This is a genomic window from Janthinobacterium woesei (assembly GCF_051380875.1).
Classification (GTDB): Bacteria; Pseudomonadota; Gammaproteobacteria; order Burkholderiales; family Burkholderiaceae_D; genus Janthinobacterium.
On record NZ_JBNYXW010000006.1, the window covers coordinates 191,869 to 209,364 of the forward strand.

The 17,496-nt window shown below is 62.5% G+C and carries 20 protein-coding genes; 12 read left to right on the forward strand and 8 right to left on the reverse strand.

Translation table 11 applies throughout. The annotated features are described in order from the left end of the window. Window positions 1–41: 41 nt before the first annotated feature. The 3 genes from ACQ4W6_RS08545 (at window position 42) to ACQ4W6_RS08555 (ending at window position 1,444) form a co-directional block, all read left to right on the forward strand. On the forward strand, window positions 42–440 hold the full coding sequence (locus ACQ4W6_RS08545) for an MAPEG family protein (RefSeq protein WP_436566756.1): 399 nt from the start codon (window positions 42–44) through the stop codon (window positions 438–440). A gap of 197 nt (window positions 441–637) precedes the next feature. Beyond that, on the forward strand, window positions 638–1,003 hold the full coding sequence (locus tag ACQ4W6_RS08550; RefSeq protein WP_436566757.1) for a KGG domain-containing protein: 366 nt from the start codon (window positions 638–640) through the stop codon (window positions 1,001–1,003). A 174-nt stretch (window positions 1,004–1,177) separates the two neighbouring features. Beyond that, window positions 1,178–1,444, forward strand: coding sequence for a hypothetical protein (locus ACQ4W6_RS08555; protein WP_436566758.1), 267 nt, complete (start codon window positions 1,178–1,180; stop codon window positions 1,442–1,444). 12 nt (window positions 1,445–1,456) lie between these two features. On the opposite strand, the gene ACQ4W6_RS08560 is transcribed toward ACQ4W6_RS08555, so the two are convergent. Both ACQ4W6_RS08560 and ACQ4W6_RS08565 read right to left on the reverse strand, forming a co-directional pair. Beyond that, window positions 1,457–2,077, reverse strand: a complete 621-nt coding sequence (locus tag ACQ4W6_RS08560; protein ID WP_436566759.1) for a DUF2239 family protein — start codon at window positions 2,075–2,077, stop codon at window positions 1,457–1,459. 274 nt (window positions 2,078–2,351) lie between these two features. Then, entirely contained in the window at window positions 2,352–2,660 is a 309-nt protein-coding gene (locus ACQ4W6_RS08565; RefSeq protein ID WP_436566760.1) for a pyridoxamine 5'-phosphate oxidase family protein, read from the reverse strand. Between the two features lie 264 nt (window positions 2,661–2,924). Here ACQ4W6_RS08565 and ACQ4W6_RS08570 point away from each other — a divergent pair, with 264 nt between their 5' ends. From ACQ4W6_RS08570 to ACQ4W6_RS08595, 6 genes are all read left to right on the forward strand, one after another. Then, the gene (locus ACQ4W6_RS08570; protein WP_436566761.1) at window positions 2,925–3,578 is read left to right on the forward strand and encodes a PepSY-associated TM helix domain-containing protein; all 654 of its coding nucleotides are present in this window, start codon (window positions 2,925–2,927) and stop codon (window positions 3,576–3,578) included. Between the two features lie 30 nt (window positions 3,579–3,608). After that, on the forward strand, window positions 3,609–4,124 hold the full coding sequence (locus tag ACQ4W6_RS08575; protein ID WP_436566762.1) for a DUF2271 domain-containing protein: 516 nt from the start codon (window positions 3,609–3,611) through the stop codon (window positions 4,122–4,124). 11 nt (window positions 4,125–4,135) lie between these two features. Then, window positions 4,136–4,960: a DUF4198 domain-containing protein gene (locus ACQ4W6_RS08580; RefSeq protein ID WP_436566763.1), complete on the forward strand. Its 825-nt coding sequence runs from the start codon at window positions 4,136–4,138 to the stop codon at window positions 4,958–4,960. A 30-nt stretch (window positions 4,961–4,990) separates the two neighbouring features. Next, the gene (locus ACQ4W6_RS08585; RefSeq protein WP_436566847.1) at window positions 4,991–6,019 is read left to right on the forward strand and encodes an FAD:protein FMN transferase; all 1,029 of its coding nucleotides are present in this window, start codon (window positions 4,991–4,993) and stop codon (window positions 6,017–6,019) included. A 13-nt stretch (window positions 6,020–6,032) separates the two neighbouring features. Continuing rightward, on the forward strand, window positions 6,033–7,406 hold the full coding sequence (locus tag ACQ4W6_RS08590) for a sulfite reductase subunit alpha (RefSeq protein WP_436566764.1): 1,374 nt from the start codon (window positions 6,033–6,035) through the stop codon (window positions 7,404–7,406). Window positions 7,407–7,471: 65 nt separating this feature from the next. Continuing rightward, on the forward strand, window positions 7,472–8,023 hold the full coding sequence (locus ACQ4W6_RS08595; protein ID WP_436566765.1) for a glutathione peroxidase: 552 nt from the start codon (window positions 7,472–7,474) through the stop codon (window positions 8,021–8,023). Between the two features lie 12 nt (window positions 8,024–8,035). Here ACQ4W6_RS08595 and ACQ4W6_RS08600 read toward each other — a convergent pair whose 3' ends face one another. From ACQ4W6_RS08600 to ACQ4W6_RS08625, 6 genes are all read right to left on the reverse strand, one after another. Next, window positions 8,036–9,262, reverse strand: a complete 1,227-nt coding sequence (locus ACQ4W6_RS08600; RefSeq protein ID WP_436566766.1) for a DUF2325 domain-containing protein — start codon at window positions 9,260–9,262, stop codon at window positions 8,036–8,038. Window positions 9,263–9,302: 40 nt separating this feature from the next. Then, window positions 9,303–9,629, reverse strand: coding sequence for a hypothetical protein (locus ACQ4W6_RS08605; protein WP_436566767.1), 327 nt, complete (start codon window positions 9,627–9,629; stop codon window positions 9,303–9,305). 84 nt (window positions 9,630–9,713) lie between these two features. Beyond that, the gene (hemP, locus tag ACQ4W6_RS08610) at window positions 9,714–9,911 is read right to left on the reverse strand and encodes a hemin uptake protein HemP (RefSeq protein ID WP_436566768.1); all 198 of its coding nucleotides are present in this window, start codon (window positions 9,909–9,911) and stop codon (window positions 9,714–9,716) included. Between the two features lie 272 nt (window positions 9,912–10,183). Next, a complete protein-coding gene (locus tag ACQ4W6_RS08615; protein WP_436566848.1) occupies window positions 10,184–10,990 on the reverse strand; it encodes a Crp/Fnr family transcriptional regulator in 807 nt (268 codons plus the stop codon). 346 nt (window positions 10,991–11,336) lie between these two features. Further along, window positions 11,337–11,981 carry a response regulator gene (locus ACQ4W6_RS08620; protein ID WP_436566769.1) on the reverse strand — a complete coding sequence of 215 codons (645 nt, stop codon included), beginning with the start codon at window positions 11,979–11,981 and terminating at the stop codon, window positions 11,337–11,339. Between the two features lie 144 nt (window positions 11,982–12,125). Next, window positions 12,126–12,593, reverse strand: coding sequence for a universal stress protein (locus tag ACQ4W6_RS08625; RefSeq protein WP_436566770.1), 468 nt, complete (start codon window positions 12,591–12,593; stop codon window positions 12,126–12,128). Between the two features lie 465 nt (window positions 12,594–13,058). On the opposite strand from ACQ4W6_RS08625, the gene ACQ4W6_RS08630 reads away from it, so the two are divergent. The 3 genes from ACQ4W6_RS08630 (at window position 13,059) to leuC (ending at window position 17,447) form a co-directional block, all read left to right on the forward strand. Then, window positions 13,059–13,901: a protein phosphatase CheZ gene (locus tag ACQ4W6_RS08630; RefSeq protein ID WP_436566771.1), complete on the forward strand. Its 843-nt coding sequence runs from the start codon at window positions 13,059–13,061 to the stop codon at window positions 13,899–13,901. Further along, entirely contained in the window at window positions 13,901–15,766 is a 1,866-nt protein-coding gene (locus ACQ4W6_RS08635) for a chemotaxis protein CheA (RefSeq protein ID WP_436566772.1), read from the forward strand. Before ACQ4W6_RS08630 ends, ACQ4W6_RS08635 begins: the two co-directional genes overlap by 1 nt. 277 nt (window positions 15,767–16,043) lie before the next feature. Then, window positions 16,044–17,447: a 3-isopropylmalate dehydratase large subunit gene (gene leuC, locus ACQ4W6_RS08640; RefSeq protein ID WP_436566773.1), complete on the forward strand. Its 1,404-nt coding sequence runs from the start codon at window positions 16,044–16,046 to the stop codon at window positions 17,445–17,447. Window positions 17,448–17,496 lie beyond the last annotated feature (49 nt).

Sequence of the window (17,496 nt, forward strand, 5' to 3'; positions counted from 1 at the left end):
CACGGCCCGCCTGTCAGCTGTTGCATAACGCGGAGGCAAGCATGACCCCTGAACTGACGATGCTCGGCTGTACCCTGGTGCTGGCACTGGTGCAAATCCTGCTGCCCGCCCTGTTCCGCACGCGCGAAACGGGCACTGGCTACAATGTGGGCGCGCGCGACAGCGACGGCCCGCCCGTGGGCAAGATCACGGGGCGACTGCAGCGGGCCCAGTCGAACCTGTTTGAAACCCTGCCCCTGTTCGCCAGCGCCGTGCTGATCGCCCACGTTACGGCGCAGGAAAGCGCGCTGACCCTGTACGGCGCCGCCCTGTACCTGGCCGCGCGCGTGCTCTATTTGCCCCTGTATGCATTTGGCGTGCCCGTCGTGCGCACGCTCGTGTGGTGCGTGTCGATCGCCGGTTTGCTGATGCTATTCTGGGCCATCCTGCTACCTTCCTGATCGCTTTCTTTTAAGTACTTTTGGTATCTGTGTTGATATCATCGCGCCACCACGGGCAGGACTCATCCTACATACGCTCTTGCCATCCTCCTATTTCTTGTGGCCCATGCACGCACTAAGATGATGACTCCCTTGCCGTGCGAGGGGGAATTGCATGGTTTGCACTGTTTCTGATTCCATCGATCAAGGAGATCATCATGGCGACATCGGGCGACAATAAACAGCAGGGTAGTAAAACCAGTAGTAGCGTCAGCGGCAACAAGCAAAGCGATACCAGCAAGCGTGGCTTCGCTTCCATGGATCCGGCACAGCAGCGTGAAATCGCCAGCGAAGGCGGGCGCGCCGCACATGAAAAAGGCACGGCGCATGAATTCACGTCGGAGGAAGCGCGCCGCGCAGGCAGCCAGAGCCATAAAAACGATGGCAACCGGCAAAGTGCTGCCAGTCCCGGTGGCGCGCGCGACAATGCCAGCCTGAAGCAGGATGGCAATCGCGACAGTGGCAACAAGCAAAGTGGCGGTGCCGGCTCGGGCTCGGGCTCCTCCGGCGCGCGTAACAAGTAGTCTTGCGCCGTAGCATTATGATCCTGGCCGGCGGGAAGCGAGCATTTCCGCTGGCTGCGGCGCTTTTCTGACAGCCACACAATTTTGATGCATTGCAGCAGGCATGGACTATGATGAAATGGCTGCGCTGGCAGACCAGCGTGTCGTCGGGTCCGCAGCCAACTCAGGGAGAAGATGATGGGCAACTTCAACACGCCACAGCCAGGCAATAGCCAGGGCGGCACGCCGTCCGTGCCAGGCAGCAAGCAAAGCATGGCCGAGGCGGCCGATAGCTTTGTGCTGGTCGACAGCGAGCAGGGACTCGATATCGGCGACGATCTGTTTTCCATCGGCGAAGTGCGGCGCGCCGACCGCTTGCCGCATCACCAGTCCGGCGTCCCCGGACAGAGCCGGCAGAGCGCCGACGACGCCCCCGATATCACGGGCAGCACTGGCGTCTGAGCGTCTGGTTCGTCACGCGCCTGGGCTTGACCAACCGCGCTGGGCCAGTTGCAAGACGTGCTCGCGCACGTCGGCTGGCCACGCTTGCACGCACGCCAGGAATGCCGGCAGCCGCCCCGCGAACAGGGCGCGGCTGGCTTCTTCGAAGCCAGCTTCATCGCCGGCCAGCGCACGCATGACTTTATACGCCGCTTCGCGCGCCTGGCGCTGCTCGTCCGCCGCCTTGTTGTCGCGCTGAGCGTGTTCCACCAGTTTGCGCAAGGCCACGGAGGCGCCACCGGGCTGCGTTGCCAACCATTCCCAGTGACGTGGCAGCAGGGTAATTTCACGCGCCACCACGCCCAGTTTCGGCCGGCCCGCCGTGCGCGCCGGTGCGGTCGCGGGCGCGTCCTCTTCGTGTGGCTGTGGCGCCGCTGCCGCAGGGCGCGGCTGGGGCAGGCGCTGCAGCACATCGTCCAGGCTGCCATGCAGGTTCAAGTCCACCTGAGTGCCGCTGGCATCGTCGAAAATCAGGATTTGCGCGGCAGGATCGCGCGTCACCAGTTCCTTCAATGCTTGCGCCAGCGTGTGCAGGGTGCCGGCGGCGACTTTGTGCTTGCCGGCAAAGGCGGTGAGTTGGGTAGGTGTGTGCATGTTTTGCCTCCAGTGTCTGTGCAGGTAATTTTACCCGGGTTAAATTAAAAGTCAATAACACCCGGGTAAAATGTGGCGGCTATCCACGACTATTTGCCATGCTACAGATCGATGCGGTCGTGTTCGCCCATCTCTTTCGGTGGCTCGCCCGTGATGGCGGCCTTGGCCATAGCAAAGAATTGCGTCATCTTGCTGGCGCTGCTGTCCCAGTATTGGCCGGCTGTATCGTCACCTTGATCAGCGACAGTGGCGGATCGTCGAGGCCTCCGGGGAGTCAGGCCTTGACCAGCGGAGCCTTGGCGCGGTCTTTCAGCACTTGCGCGAGGCCGCAGACGGAGACATACAGGCTGTCGCCCGTATCGGCAAAGCGGACATTGACTTGCGGGTTGTTCAGCAAAGCGCGTGTGTAGGCGGCCTCGTCCGAGACAAAAAACCAGATCTGCCCTTCGCTGTCGACCTGCTGCTGCGTCAATAGCCGGCTGGTGAGCGTGCGCATGTCTTCGCTGCTGGTCTGTAAGCCAAACTTGACGCTCTTGATCTTGGCCGCGATGCTGGCCAGCTGTTCGCTGGAATAAGTATGCATGGCCTGCTCCCGTGATGGTTGTCCTGAACAACAGCATAGGCGGGCGCCGTGTACTGCTCTGTACGGCAGCTTTCACAGGCAAGACCCGCATTGTTTCAAAGCTGTTACAAAACGTTGTTCTTGCGGGGTCTCCATGTATTGACTTTATAAATGATAATCATTATCATTTGTTTGAAATAATGGGCAGGTAGACGGATTAAAGGATGGGAATGAAGCACACAGACTTGTCGCGCCAATTGGCTCGCGCCTTGCCGGGAGCGGGCTATGGGTAATACGGGCGCCGCAGACAAGGCCAGGAACAACGCCAGCCGCGCCGTCTGGCTGAAGCATTTGCACCAATGGCACTGGATCAGCTCGGCGCTTTGCCTGCTGGGCATGTTTCTGTTCGCCATTACCGGCATTACCCTGAACCATGCCAGCCAGATTGAAGCGAAGCCGTCCATCACGCGCCAGAAGGCGGAACTGCCGGCACCGCTGCGGACCGAACTGGCCGCCTTTGCCGCCAAACACGATGGCGCCAACGCGCCCATGCCGGCTGCCGCCGAACGCTGGCTCCGGCAGCAATGGTCGCTCAATGCAGGCGGCCGGCCCGCCGAATGGAGCATGGACGAGGTGTACTTGCCGCTGCCCAAGGCGGGCGGCGACGCCTGGGTGCGTATCGGCCTGGAAGACGGGGCCGCCGAATATGAATTGACGGACCGGGGCTGGGTTTCCTGGCTCAACGATGTCCACAAGGGCCGCAACACGGGCGTGGCATGGAGCTGGTTCATCGACATCTTTGCCGGCGCCTGCATCGTGTTTTGCCTGACCGGCTTGCTGATTTTAAAGTTCCACGCAGCCAACCGGCCATTTACCTGGCCGATGGTTGGCCTCGGTATCTTGATACCCTGCGCGATTGCCTTGCTGTTTATCCATTGATGTTTTTCCCTTACTTTTTACAGGCACACCATGAAATTACGCTACTCCCTGGCGCTTGGCCTTCCCCTGATCGGCACGTCGGCGATGGCGGCCGACCTGGCCCTCAAGCTTGAAATCCCGCAACTGAACGTGGCGGAATACCACCGTCCCTACGTGGCGGCGTGGCTGGAAACGGCAGACCAGAAGGTAGTTGGCAACCTGGCAGTGCTGTATGACATGAAAAAGAAGGACAAGGCGGGCGAAAAATGGCTCAAGGATATGCGCCAGTGGTGGCGCAAGGGCGGCCGCGACCTGGCCATGCCGGCAGACGGCGTCAGCGGCGCCACGCGTGCGCCTGGCGAACATACCCTGACTTTCCCTGGCGCCAAGGCCTTGCTCGACAAGTTGCCGGCCGGTGAATACCAGGTGGTGGTGGAAGCGGCGCGCGAAGCGGGCGGACGCGAACTGGTGCGTGTGCCGTTCCAGTGGCCGCTGAAATCGGCCCAGGCCGTGCCTGCCAAGGGCAAGGAAGAACTCGGTAATGTCGTCGTCCAACTCAAACCATAAGGCGCACTATTATGTTGAAACAACTCAATAAGCCACTGATCGCGCTGGCCTTGGCTGGCCTGGCCATGAATGCGCACGCTCACCGTGGCTGGATGGTGCCATCGAGCACGATGGTGGAAAGCAAGGACGCCTGGGTGACGGTGGATGCGGCCGTGTCCGACGGCCTGTTCGAGATCGACCATCAGCCGCTGCGGCTGGACGCGCTGCAAGTGACCGGCCCGGACGGTGCGAAAGTGACGCCAGCGAACACCATCACGGGCCGTTTGCGCAGCGTCTTCGATGTCAAGATGGAAAAGCCGGGCACCTATAAAGCGGCCATCGTGGCGCAAAACGTGATGGGCAGCTACAAGGTCAATGGCGAGCAGAAGCGTTTCCGCGGCAACGAGGAAAGCTTCAAGACGGACGTGCCGGCCGACGCGCAAGACGTGAAAGTCACGCGCACGGCAAGTCGCCTGGAAACTTTCTTCAGCAATGGCGAGACCAGCATGGAAGTATTCAAGCCGACGGGCGTGGGCCTGGAGTTGGTGCCGGTAACCCACCCGAACGACTTGCGCGCGGGCGAGAAAGCCACTTGGCGCTTCCTGGTTGACGGCAAACCGGCGGCGAACCAGGCGTTCAGCCTGGTGCCAGGCGGCGTGCGCTACCGTGGCGTGCTGGGCGAAATTCGCCAGAACACCGATGCCAAGGGCGAGATTACGTTCACCGTGCCGGCCGCTGGCATGTATTACCTGAGCAGCACCTGGCCTGCGGCCGCGCCTGCCGTGGCGGGCCAGCCGCCAGTCATGCCTGAGCGCCGCATGACGTACGCGGCCACCGTGGAAGTGCTGCCGCAGTAAGCGGGGGCATCTTCACGAACGACAGTGCCGATGCGCCGGGTCTTGCTGCCCCAGCATATTTCCGATCAGGTCGCGCCGCCCGGCGCCGCGATCCGGGATTTGCGCGGCCTGTCGATGGGCACCAGCTGGTCGGTGCGCCTGCTCGACGTCGCCATGCCGGGACGTGCCGGCAGCGCCGACTTGCAGCAGGGCTTGCAGCAGCAGCTGGACCTTGTCGTAGCGCAAATGAGCCACTGGAGCGAGGACTCCGACCTGGGCCGCTTCAACCGGGCCGAGCCGGGTTCCTGGCACAGCCTGCCTGCCGCCTTTTGCGAAGTGCTGGGCTTTGCCATGCACGTGGCGCAGGCTTCCGGCGGCGCCTATGATCCCTGCGCCGGTGCGCTGGTCAATCTGTGGGGCTTTGGCCCCAGCGACCGCTATGACCAAGCCGGTTTTCTTCCTCCCATGCACGATAGCGTGGCCTTGCTGCTGTCGCAGCGCCAGCGCCGCCGCCTGGAACTGGACTTGCCGGCGCGCCGCGCGCGCCAACCCGGTGGCTTGCAGCTGGACTTGTCGGCCATTGCCAAGGGTTATGGCGTGGACCGCCTGGCCCGCTACCTGGACAGCCAGGGCATCCATCATTACCTGGTGGAAGTGGGCGGCGAGCTGCGCGGTGCCGGCAGCAAGCCCGACGGCCAGCCGTGGTGGGTCATGCTGGAGCAAGTCGATGGCGCCGATAGCGCACAGCATCCGGCGCAAATGATGCTGGCGCTGCATGGCTTGTCGGTGGCGACCTCGGGCGACTACCGGCGCTTCTTCCAGGATGGCACGGCGCGCTTTTCGCATACCATCGATCCGCGCAGTGGCATGCCGATAGCCAATCAGCTCGCCTCCGTTACCGTCGTGCATGCCGAGTGCATGGCGGCCGATGCCTGGTCGACGGCCTTGACCGTGCTGGGCGTCGAGTCCGGCCTGGCGCTGGCCGAGGAACAAGGCTTGGCCGCGCGCTTCCTGCAGCGCGACGGGCATGGCTACCGCGAATTTCTGAGCAGCCAGATGCTGGCCATGCTCGACGAATGAACATTTACTTTTCATGATTTTTACGCACGATACGACACGGCTGGCCTTGCTGGCCGCCCTGTCCCTCAGTTATGCGGGCGTGTGCTTGGCGCCCTGGCTGCGCACCCGCACCAGGCGCCGCGCCGCCCAGGCAGCCAAGGCAGCGCTGGCCAACAGACCCGCCTGGCTGGTGGCGTATGCGAGCCAGACGGGTAATGCCGAGGAGCTGGCCACGCAAACGGCGCGTCATCTGCAACTGGCCGGCATCCCCGTGCGCCTGTGCGCGCTGGCCGAATTGACAGCCGAGGACTTGCAGCAAGCGGAACGGGCCTTGTTTCTCGTCAGCACGTATGGCGAAGGCGATGCACCCGACAATGCGGCCGCCTTCATGGGCCGCTTGATGACGCGCGTGACGGATGAGTTTGCGCTAGCGCAACTGCACTATGCCGTGCTGGCCCTGGGCGACCGCAGCTATGGCCATTTCTGCGGCTTTGGCCGCGCGCTCGACGCCTGGCTGGCGGGGCAGGGCGCGTCGCGCCTGTTCGAGCGCATCGAGGTCGACCGCAGCGCCAGCGCTGCCATCGAGCAATGGTTCCAGCACCTGAGCCACCTGGCCGGCACCAGCGACGCGCCCGACTGGAGCGCGCCTGCCTTTACCGACTGGCGCCTGACGCAAAGGCATTTGCTCAACCCTGGCAGTGCCGGCGGCGCCATTTATCATGTGGAACTGGCACCAGTTGCCGGCGCCATGGCGCAGTGGCAGTCGGGCGACCTGGTGCAAGTGGCCGCGCCGCTGGCACCGTCCCAGCCGCGCGAGTATTCGATCGCCTCGATTCCGCGCGATGGCGGCGTGCACTTGCTGGTGCGCCAGCATGCGCATCCCGATGGCAGCCTTGGCCTGGCGTCGGGCTGGCTGACGGCGCAGGCCGCCGTGGGCGAGGTGGTGCAGCTGCGCTTGCGCCAGCACCGCCGTTTCCGCCTGGAAGACAATGCCCAGCGGCCATTAATTCTGATCGGCAATGGCAGCGGCATCGCCGGCTTGCGCGGTCACCTGAAAAGCCGCGTGCTGGCCGGCCAGCGGCGCAATTGGCTGATCTTCGGCGAGCGCAATGCGGCCCATGATTTCCATTACCGCGAAGAAATTGAACGCTGGCATGCCAACGGCGACTTGCCGCGCCTGGACCTGGCATTTTCGCGCGACCAGGAAGAGCGCGTGTATGTGCAGGACCGGCTGCGCGGCAACGCCGACGAAGTCAGGCTGTGGCTAGCGCAAGGCGCGGCCATCTACATCTGCGGCAGCCTGGCCGGCATGGCGGGCGGCGTCGACCAGGCACTGCAAGAGATGCTGGGCCGGCCCGCGCTGGACGCGCTGGCGGCCGAAGGGCGCTACCGGCGTGATGTCTATTGATTTTTGTGCCACCAGCGCGTTCGCGTGCAGACGGCTATGATGGATGTTTCAGTCAAGGAGGCATCATGAGCGAGAGCATTTACGACATTCCTTTGCGCCAGATCAATGGCGAATCGGCCAGCCTGGATGCCTATCGGGGCAAGGTGGTGCTGGTGGTTAACGTGGCCTCCGCCTGCGGCTTGACGCCGCAATACGCTGGCCTGGAAAAATTATATGCAGACAAGCAGGCCGAGGGCTTGGTGGTGGCCGGCTTTCCCGCCAATGAATTCGGCGCGCAGGAACCGGGCAGCAATGCCGAGATCGCCGACTTTTGCCGTGGCACCTTTGGCGTGCAATTTCCCATGTTTGAAAAGATCGTCGTCAAGGGCCCGGGCCAGCATCGGCTGTACCAGCGCCTGGTGCAAGAGCAGCCACAGGCGCAGGAAAAGCCGGGCAGCGATTTCCGCGCCAAACTGGCCGGCTATGGCATCACGCAGGAACGGCCCAGCGACGTGCTGTGGAATTTCGAGAAGTTTCTGATCAGCAAGAATGGCGCGGTGGTGGGACGTTTTTCGCCCGACACCACGGTCGACGATGCCATCTTGCGCGCAGCGATCGAGCGCGAACTGGCAGCGTAGGCACGCTCTCCTTTATTGCGCCGTGTTCAGCGCCGCCGGTAGCATGTCTGCGCTGACTTTCTGCAAGCCGCGCGCCAGGCTAGAGATGCTGGGATTGTCGATGAAGACGCAGCGCTTGCCCGTGCGCTTGCAGTAATCCTTCACGCGCCAGTAGGCGCTGTGGCTGATGCAGCCGGTCTGGCAAATCACCAGGTCGGCCGCCGCCAGGCTCGAATCGAGCAGGTTGGCATTGTCTTCCAGGCCGCCGTCGTGGTGGGCGAACTGCGCGCCCACCCGTTCGATCAGGGCGCGGTAGGTGGCGACATTGCCGCTGCGTCCGCCTACGCATAGCACGCTTTGATCGACCAGGCGGATCGGCATTTTCAGCTTGCCGCCCGTCGGCACTTCCAGCTTCGGCGCCGGTGGCGGCGCGACCGGGGCTGGGCGCGGCTGAGCTTGCTTCAATTCCGTGATTTGCTGGCGTAATTCCTTCTCGCGCTCATCCATCTGCGCCAGGCGCAGGGCCAGCCGCGTGCGCGATTCGAGCGCCGGGATGGCCGCCTGCAACTGCGCCAGATCAAAGCGCAGGCCGTCGATGACGCTATCCTTGCCGATCGATTCGGCCCGCGTGCGCAGCAGCACGGCTTCCTGGCGTTCCAGGCCGCCCGTTTTCTCCGATAGTACCGCCTGGCTGCGCTGTTGCAGCTTGGCCAGTTCGTGCGCCAGGCGCACATTTTCTTCCTGCAAGGCCGTAAATTTGCCCATGTCGGCGCGCACGCACGCACCGGCCTGGTGCTGGATCATGTGCAGGTCGCGGCACATCTGCTCTTCCAGCTCCGTGTCGCAGCGCGGATGCGTCAGGCCGGCCCAGAAAGCACCCGACACGTCGCCATTGGCGACGGCCGTGCGCCACAGCTGGGCCACTTGCTGCGTCGTCCTGGCACCGCGAAAGCGCAGGAGTACAGGGGCATAGCGGCGTTCCAGTTCCTTTTGCAGCGCTTCCGACAGGCGGTTGCGCGCGCCGCACTCCGTCACGGCGCCCACGTGCACTTCGTAGTCGTCGGCCAGCACGCGCCCGCCCGTCATCTTGCCCACCAGCTTGCGCAGATAGCCGAGCGGCAAGCCGACGCCGACCAGCGGGCAATGGCAGGTATGCGACAATTCCCACAGGCGCCGGCGGCGCGAGGCGAGCGCGGCCGGTTCGGCCTCGCCACTGGAACAATTGCTGAAGGCTGGCAGGGACTTGTCTTTGTCACACATGGCGATATCCTGTTGGGCGGTGGGCAGTGTTGAGAGGGAATTATTGCGCCAGGGGCGCGGCAGGGCGTTTGGCGCAGAGCATGCGGTCCAGGCGTTCGAGGAAAGTGCTCTTTGGCGGCAGGGGCCGGTGCAGCGTGACCAGTGCGGCCCATTGCTGCGACAGTTGCTGGCAGGTCGCTTGCAGCACGGGGCCGAGGTCGGGCATGCCGGACAGCACTTGCAAATGCCGTTCGATGACGGCGGCCAGTTTCGCGCAGGGGCTGCCCGCGTGATAATGCGACATCAGGTGCAGCACGGCCGACAGCATCAACTCAGGCTGTTGCCCGTGCAGTTTGGAAAACTTTGAAGAAGGTCGGTCGTTCGCCATCAAACGCTCCTGTGGGGTGGTTTGGCTGGCTGGCGCGCGCGGCGCGACTGGCTGGCGATTCGGGTGGCAAGCTGCCGTGCCGGCTCAGGCAGTCAGGATCAGCTTGTTCAACTGGGTCACGCGCAGACGATAGATCTTGCCGCTGTGTTCAATCTCCACTTCGCGGCCCTGCTGCAACAGCGCTTCGCTGGTGATGCGGCGCGCCGCTTGCGCCATGCTGACGGGAGGACGGACGTGTGCAGTGGCGGCATCCTGGATCAAGGCTGGTTTTGAGCTTTGCATGTTGGCTTTCTTTATCTCAGTTGAGAATGATTCGTATTTGCATTATTCTTGAATGTGGACCGAAAAGCAAGGCTTATTTGTGGGCAATTCGCGCTTTTTTTAGCGCGGCATGGCGTGCGCAGAGTGGTGGAGTGGAGTGGGGTGGGGCCGCGAGTGCGGCGCTGGGATGGCGCGCGGCAACAGCAGATGGATGCCGGCAGCAAAAAAGACCCGGCGAGGCATTGCGCGCCTCGGCCGGGTCAAGCCTGTACCAAGTTGGGACGGGGATGCCCTTAAATGGTGGCCAGCAATTGCGCCGAGGCGGTGCCGGCCGCTGCCGTATCGGCCTTGAGCTTGGCGGCGGCCAGCTGTTTGGCGCGCGAACGCGATGGCGGCAGACGGCGCAGTGTCTTCAGGGCTTCCGGATCCTTGATGCCGATGGTGCGCTGGTCGACCGTAATGAGGCCGATTTCATTGAAGGCGGACAGGGTGCGGCTGACCGTTTCCAGCGTCAAGCCCAGGTAGCTGCCGATTTCATGGCGCGTCATGCGCAGGTTGAACAGTTTGTTCGAGTAGCCCATCTGCGCGAAGCGGTCGGCCAGCGAGACGAGGAAGCGCGCCACGCGAGCTTCGGCGCTGAGAGCGCCCAGCATGCCGATCATCGCTTGCTCGCGCACCAGTTCGCGGCTCATCACGCCGTACATGACGTTTTCCAGTTCCAGATGGACACGCCCCAGCGCCGTGAGTTTCTTGAATGGCAGCAAGATCAGGTCGCAGTCGGACAGGGCCACCGCTTCCGATGAGTAGTGGCGCGAGTGGATCCCGTCCACGCCCAGCATATCGCCCTTCATGGGAAAGCTGAGCACTTGTTCATTGCCGAATTCGTCGATGAGCAGGGTTTTCAGGAAGCCCGAATTGACGATGTACAGGGTATCGAAGGGCTGGCCGATGGTGTGCACGCGTTGTCCCGTCTTGAATTGCACGTGCTGGAACAGCAGCTCGTCGGCGGCGATGGCGCAGGCGCTGGAGATATGCAGCAAGTCGCATACTTCCTTCAGGTTCGACCACAGCCGCCCTTGGCGCTGGCGTCCCGCTTCCATCGGCGACGATGGTGGCAGGGATGGCGAGACAGGGCGGGTTTCAGGCGTTTGCGTGGACAGCATGTTCATCTCCTGGTGACAGGTGGTGCAGAGTTGAATGACGGGGTGCGCAAGGGCGGCGGGCACGGCACAAGGGCTGGCGGCGCGCGTCCTGGCAGGCAATGCTCAATTCGCCGAAGACGTGCTGTGTGAGGAAATAACTTCCCAGCAACTTGGTTACTGGTTTCAGTATGCCAACGAAGGTGTGAAATTAATATCAGCAGTGGCTGAATATGGCGGTAGGAGGTGCGGTAGCTGATGTAGGATTTTTCCTACATCTGGCGCGCGGGTGGCGCGCCAGTCACGTTCAAGTCTTGAAGGGCGACAGCAGCCGGTGGGCCACCGCGTATTGCACCATTTCCGAGAGCGAACTCATGCCCATCTTTTGCATGATGCGCGTCTTGTGCGTGCTGACCGTTTTCACGCTCAGGTGTAAATGGTTGGCAATTTCCGTGATCGACTTGCCGGCCACCAGAAGGGAAAAGACTTCGAATTCGCGGTCCGACAACTGTTTATGCAGCAAGCTTTCATTCGGCATCATGATGTTGAGCACCAATTGCTCGGCCACTTCTGCGCTGATATAGGGGCGCCCCGATGCCACCTTGTGGATGGCGCCCACCAGTTGCGTGCCCGCGCTTTCCTTGGTCAGGTAGCCTTGTGCACCGGCGCGGATGGTGCGCACCGCATATTGTTCTTCCTCGTGCATGGTAAGGATCAGAATGGACAGCTTGGGCGCTTCGCTGCGGATTTGGCGGATCAGGTCGACACCGCTGCGGCCCGGCATCGACAGGTCGAGCAGCAACAGGTCGAAGCCGCCCTGGCGCACATGGTTGAGCACTTCGAAGCCGTCGATGGCTTCGCCGACGATGTCGATGTCCGGCGCGCCGTCGAGTATGCGCTTCAATCCCTCGCGCATGATGGTGTGGTCGTCGGCAATTACAATGCGTATCATAGGTGGGCAATCTGCAGGCTGGCCGTTAGCGGGCAGCCTAATGTTGGGAAACGAGCAATTTTTTCATCTTAACGTAAAACGGCGGCGGGCTTGCCCTTTTTTCAGCGGCCGCGCTGTGGCCGCATCCCGCTGCCATGCGACCGGCTATTGCGGCGCGGGTTCCTTGATGAGCCTGTGTACCAGCACTGGCAGTTTCGAATGCGACAGTACTTTATTGGTCACGCTGCCCAGCAGCAGCTGGCCCCAGCCGCTGCGTCCATGCGAACCCATGAAGATCAGGTCGCACTGCTGCAGTTGCGCTACCTCCACGATCTTCAGGGCAGGGCTGTCGGAAAAGGCCGTCAGGCCCGTCGCCTCCAGGCCCCGCCTGGCCGCCGCGTCCAGGATGGGCTGCCAGTGGTCGGCGCCCGCCTTGCGCATGGCGATGCGGTATTCCTCTTCGCTGGGATAGCTGGGGGGGATGATCTCGATGTAAACCGGGTACTGGTACTCGGGCGCCACATACACGGCGAGGATGTCGGCGTGCATCTGTTCGGCAAAAGCCACACCGGCGCACGCGGTCAGGTTGGAGACGGTGGAACCGTCCGTGGCAATCAGAATTTTCTTATACATGGCAACTCCTTCGGCGGTGGACCAGCGCGCAACGCCCTTATTGTAGACGTGGCGACAGCATTGTATTCATGCAAAGACTTGATAATTATCAATACTACTGCACCTTCAGTATAGACAGCATTGGCAGGAAGATCGTGTTTTTGCCCACAATGGCCACTCTGCCGTGTCGCCATGCGTGCGCATCGGAGCCGGATTGCCTGCGCAATGCGTGATCTTGCCTGCACGCCATTGGTAGTATTTCAAAATACAACAGTAGGAACACTTATTTCCTGGTGGAAAACCTCTTGCATGCCTGCTTTGCACCAGGAAGCGCGTTTTGAGATTTACCAACAGGGCGGCGCCCTGCTACACTCGCACCATCGCAGCGGTATTGCCTCAAATCATCTTAATCGAGAAATTGCGGGTATCAGTCTGTAAAACGCACAGTTCAGGCGGAATTTTGACAAATTATGGAGAAGCAGGGATATGACCAACGCCGCTGATGATTTCGATGCATTATTCGATGAAGTATCTGCGCAAAGCGCGGCCGTAGCAAAGCCCGCGCCTGCCGCCGTGCCCGCTCCCGCCGTGATCGCGGAGGACGATTTTGACGCGCTGTTCGACGCCGTCTCGGCCAGCGCGGCAGTGCCAGCGCCTGCTCTCGCAGCAGCCCCTGCCGCTGCGCAAGCTGCGCCTACGCTCGCGCCCGTCGATCCTGTCGACCAATCCGACAAGCCGATGTTCGAGCGCCTGGGCGGCATCGTGCGCCTGCTGCACGATTCGCTGCGTGAACTGGGCTACGACAAGGCGCTGACGGAAGCGTCGTCGCAGATCGTCGATGCCCAGGACCGCCTGGAATATGTCGCCACGCTCACTGAACAGGCCGCCAACAAGGTCTTGAACACGCTCGATGAAGGCATGCCGGCGCAAGATGTGCTGTCGAAGAAGGCCAAGGACATGGACAGCCGCTGGACGGCGCTGTTCGACGGCAAGCTGAGCCTGGAACAATTCAAGGCCCTGGCCGGCGACTCGCGCCAGTTCGCGCAAGCCGTTGCCGAGGCAACGGAAGCGGAAAAGGCGCGCTTGCTGGAAATCATGATGGCGCAGGACTTCCAGGACATCACGGGCCAGCTGATCAAAAAAGTGGTCAACATCACCAAGACGGTGGAACACGAGCTGGCCCAGCTGCTGCGCGACAACGCGCCAGCCGAAGTGCGCGAAAAACTCGCACAGAAGCAGGATGTGCCGCTGATGCAGGGCCCGTCCGTGCCATCCATGGCGCTGGACCAGGATAATGTAGACGACCTTCTTGCCGATTTGGGATTCTAATGGACGATATGCTCAAGGATTTCGTCGTTGAGGCGATGGATCTTGCGGTTAATGTTGAAGAGCACTTATTACGCCTCGAGCGTGATCCGGATAACAAGGAAACACTGAATGCCGTGTTTCGTTCTTTTCACACCATCAAGGGCGGCGCCGGTTTCATGGGCCTGCCTGCGCTGGTGGCAGCCTGCCATCTGACGGAAAACCTGTTCGATGCCTTGCGCACGGGCGCCGCGCCCTGCACGCCGATCGCCATCGAGGCGGCGCTGCAGGCTTCCGGTTTCGTTGCCGACCAGCTCACGGAGCTGGCCAATGGCGCCGCACCGGAAAGCCTGCCGGCCATGCCGGAAGAACTGGAACACATCCTCACCAATGCCATCGAAGGCAAGAGCATGGCCGCGCCTGCCCCGGCCGTGGCCGTCGTTGCCCAGGTGGCCGAGGTCGTCGTGGCCGCACCTGCCGCTACCCCTGCCACGGTCAGCACCGATGGCCTCGATTGGGAAGCCATGTATAACGCCGTCGTGCCGGAAGGCAGCCAGCTGGCCGCCGCCGCAGCGCCCGCTGCCGCCACTGCTGGCGTTGCCGCCGCGCCTGCCGCAGCTTCTGCCGCCGCCAAGCCGGCCGGCAAGAACTGGGATGGCGTGGACCGCCGGGACGAGCGTCCCGACGTGCGCCATGCTGCGCCCGTCAAGGAGGACAGCATCCGCGTCGATGCCGTCAAGCTCGACGCCCTGCTGGAAGTGGCCGGCGAATCGGTGCAGGCCGCCAACCAGGCTGCCGTGCTGCTGGAACGCTTGCTGCAATTTAAATTCGAAGGCCAGGCCGCCACCCTGATGGCGACCCTAGCGGAAACCCTGGAACGCGCCTCGCGCTACTCGACCGAATTGCAGCGCGCCACGCTGGCCACGCGCATGCAGCCCGTGGGCCGTTTGTTCCAGAAATTCCCGCGCCTGGTGCGCGAACTGGCGAAAGACCTGGGCAAGGATGTCGAGCTGACCATCGAAGGCGCGGAGACGGAAGTCGACCGCGTGGTGGTCGACAGCCTGTACGATCCGCTGGTGCACATGCTGCGCAACTCGCTCGACCATGGCGTCGAGTCGCCGGAAGCGCGCCTGGCTGCCGGCAAGCCCGCCAAGTCGTATATTTCCCTGAAAGCATGGCAGGAAGCCAATAGCGTCATGATCGTGCTGCAAGATGATGGCAAGGGCATGGATCCGGCCTTCCTGCGCAGCAAGGCGCAGCAAAAAGGCCTGATCAGCGAAAACGCGCAATTGAGCAACGACGAATGCTTCCAGCTGGTGTTTCTGCCGGGCTTCTCGACCAAGGAAGTCGCCTCCAGCGTCTCTGGCCGTGGCGTGGGCATGGACGTGGTCAAGACGGCCGTGGAGAAAAACCGCGGCGCCATCCACATCGAATCGACGCTGGGCAAGGGCACCAAGTTTGCCATTCGCCTGCCGATCGAACTGTCGATCGTGCCGACCATGCTCGTCTCTACCTCTGGCGCCGCGCTGGCGCTGCCGATGGCGGTGGTGCAGCGCGTCGTCGAATTGCCGGAAACCTTCATGGAAGTGGGCGGCGCACCCGTCCTGAAAGACCAGGGCCGTCCATTGCCCGTGCGTTCGCTGGCCAGCGCCCTGGGCTACGAATCGTGCAGTGAGCGCGTCGGCATTGTTGTCGCCGCGCCACAGCCGTACATTCTTGCCGTGGAAGCCGTCGATGGCACGGCCGACCTGGTGATCAAGCCGATGACGGCCATTACCGTGGAAGGCATTACCGGTACCGCCCGCTCGGCCGAAGGCGAGCTGGTGCTAGTGGTGGGCCTATCGTTCCTGATGGATGGTTGCAGGGGAAGTGTGCGCATGGCTGCCTAGAAATACTGGCACGCACACCAAGCCCGCTGCAGACCACTGCAGCGGGCTTTTTTTTCGATTTTTTTCGATTTTTATTCGCCCCGCCGGCATTTTGGCGGATTTTCGTATCAGCAATTTTTTAGTCATATCCGCAAGGTAGGCCGAATTTTGTATCGCCCATCCTCCGCTGGGGCGGCTTTTGCTTCTGCATTGCACAATATATGGCATAATCATTGCCGATCCCTTCGATCAGTACGACAGATCACTTACTACAGGCTGTGGCAACGCTGCATAAATCATGATGAAGACGCTTTACGACAAACTTTGGGAATCCCACGTTGTTCGGGCCGAAGATGATGGCACGACAATTCTGTACATCGACCGGCACCTGCTGCATGAAGTCACCAGCCCGCAAGCCTTCGACGGGCTGAGCGTGGCGGGCCGCCAGCCGTGGCGCATTTCCGCCAACCTGGCCGTGGCCGACCATAACGTGCCCACCACCAGCCGTGCCGACGGCATCGCCGACCCTGTCTCGCGCCTGCAGGTGGAAACGCTGGACAAGAACGCCAAGCACTACGGTTTGACCTACTTCAACATGAACGACAAGCGCCAGGGTATCGTCCATGTGATCGGCCCGGAACAAGGTGCGACGCTGCCGGGCATGACGGTCGTGTGCGGCGACTCGCACACGTCGACCCACGGCGCGTTTGGTGCGCTGGCGCACGGCATCGGCACGTCCGAAGTCGAGCACGTACTGGCCACGCAAACGCTGCTGCAAAAGAAATCGAAAGCCATGCTGGTGCAGGTCGACGGCGTCTTGCCGGCCGGCGTGACGGCCAAGGATATCGTGCTGGCCATCATCGGCAAGATCGGCACGGCCGGCGGCACGGGCTACTGTATCGAGTTCGGCGGTGCGGCCATTCGCGCGCTGTCGATGGAAGGGCGCATGACGGTGTGCAACATGGCCATCGAGGCGGGCGCGCGCGCCGGCATCATCGGCGTCGACGATACCACCATCAATTATGTCAAGGGCCGTCCGTTGTCGCCGGCCGGACCGCACTGGGAACGCGCCGTCGCGTACTGGCGCACCCTGCATTCGGACCCGGGCGCCCGTTTCGACCTGGTCGTCACGCTCAACGCGGCCGAGATCGAACCGCAAGTGACCTGGGGCACTTCGCCCGAGATGGTGGTGGGCATCGACGGCCGCGTGCCGGACCCGGACCAGGAAAAAGACAGCGTCAAGCGCGACGCCATCGAAAAAGCCCTCGTCTACATGGCCTTGACACCGAATACGCCGATTACCGACATCCGCATCGACAAAGTCTTCATCGGTTCCTGCACCAATTCGCGCATCGAAGACTTGCGCGCGGCTGCCGCCGTGGTGCGCGGCAAGTACCGCGCTTCGAACGTGATCCTGGCGCTGGTGGTGCCGGGCTCGGGCCTGGTCAAGGACCAGGCCGAACGCGAAGGCCTGGACCGCATCTTCAAGGATGCCGGTTTCGAGTGGCGCGAGCCGGGCTGTTCCATGTGCCTGGCCATGAATGCCGACCGCCTGGAACCGGGCGAGCGCTGCGCCTCGACCTCGAACCGCAACTTCGAAGGCCGGCAGGGGCAGGGCGGACGCACCCACCTGGTGTCGCCCGCGATGGCGGCCGCAGCCGGTATCGCCGGCCACTTTGTCGACGTGCGGGGCTTGCGATGAAGGCCGGGACTGGCGCCGCTGGCGTACACTAGCGTTCCCAGTCCCTTAT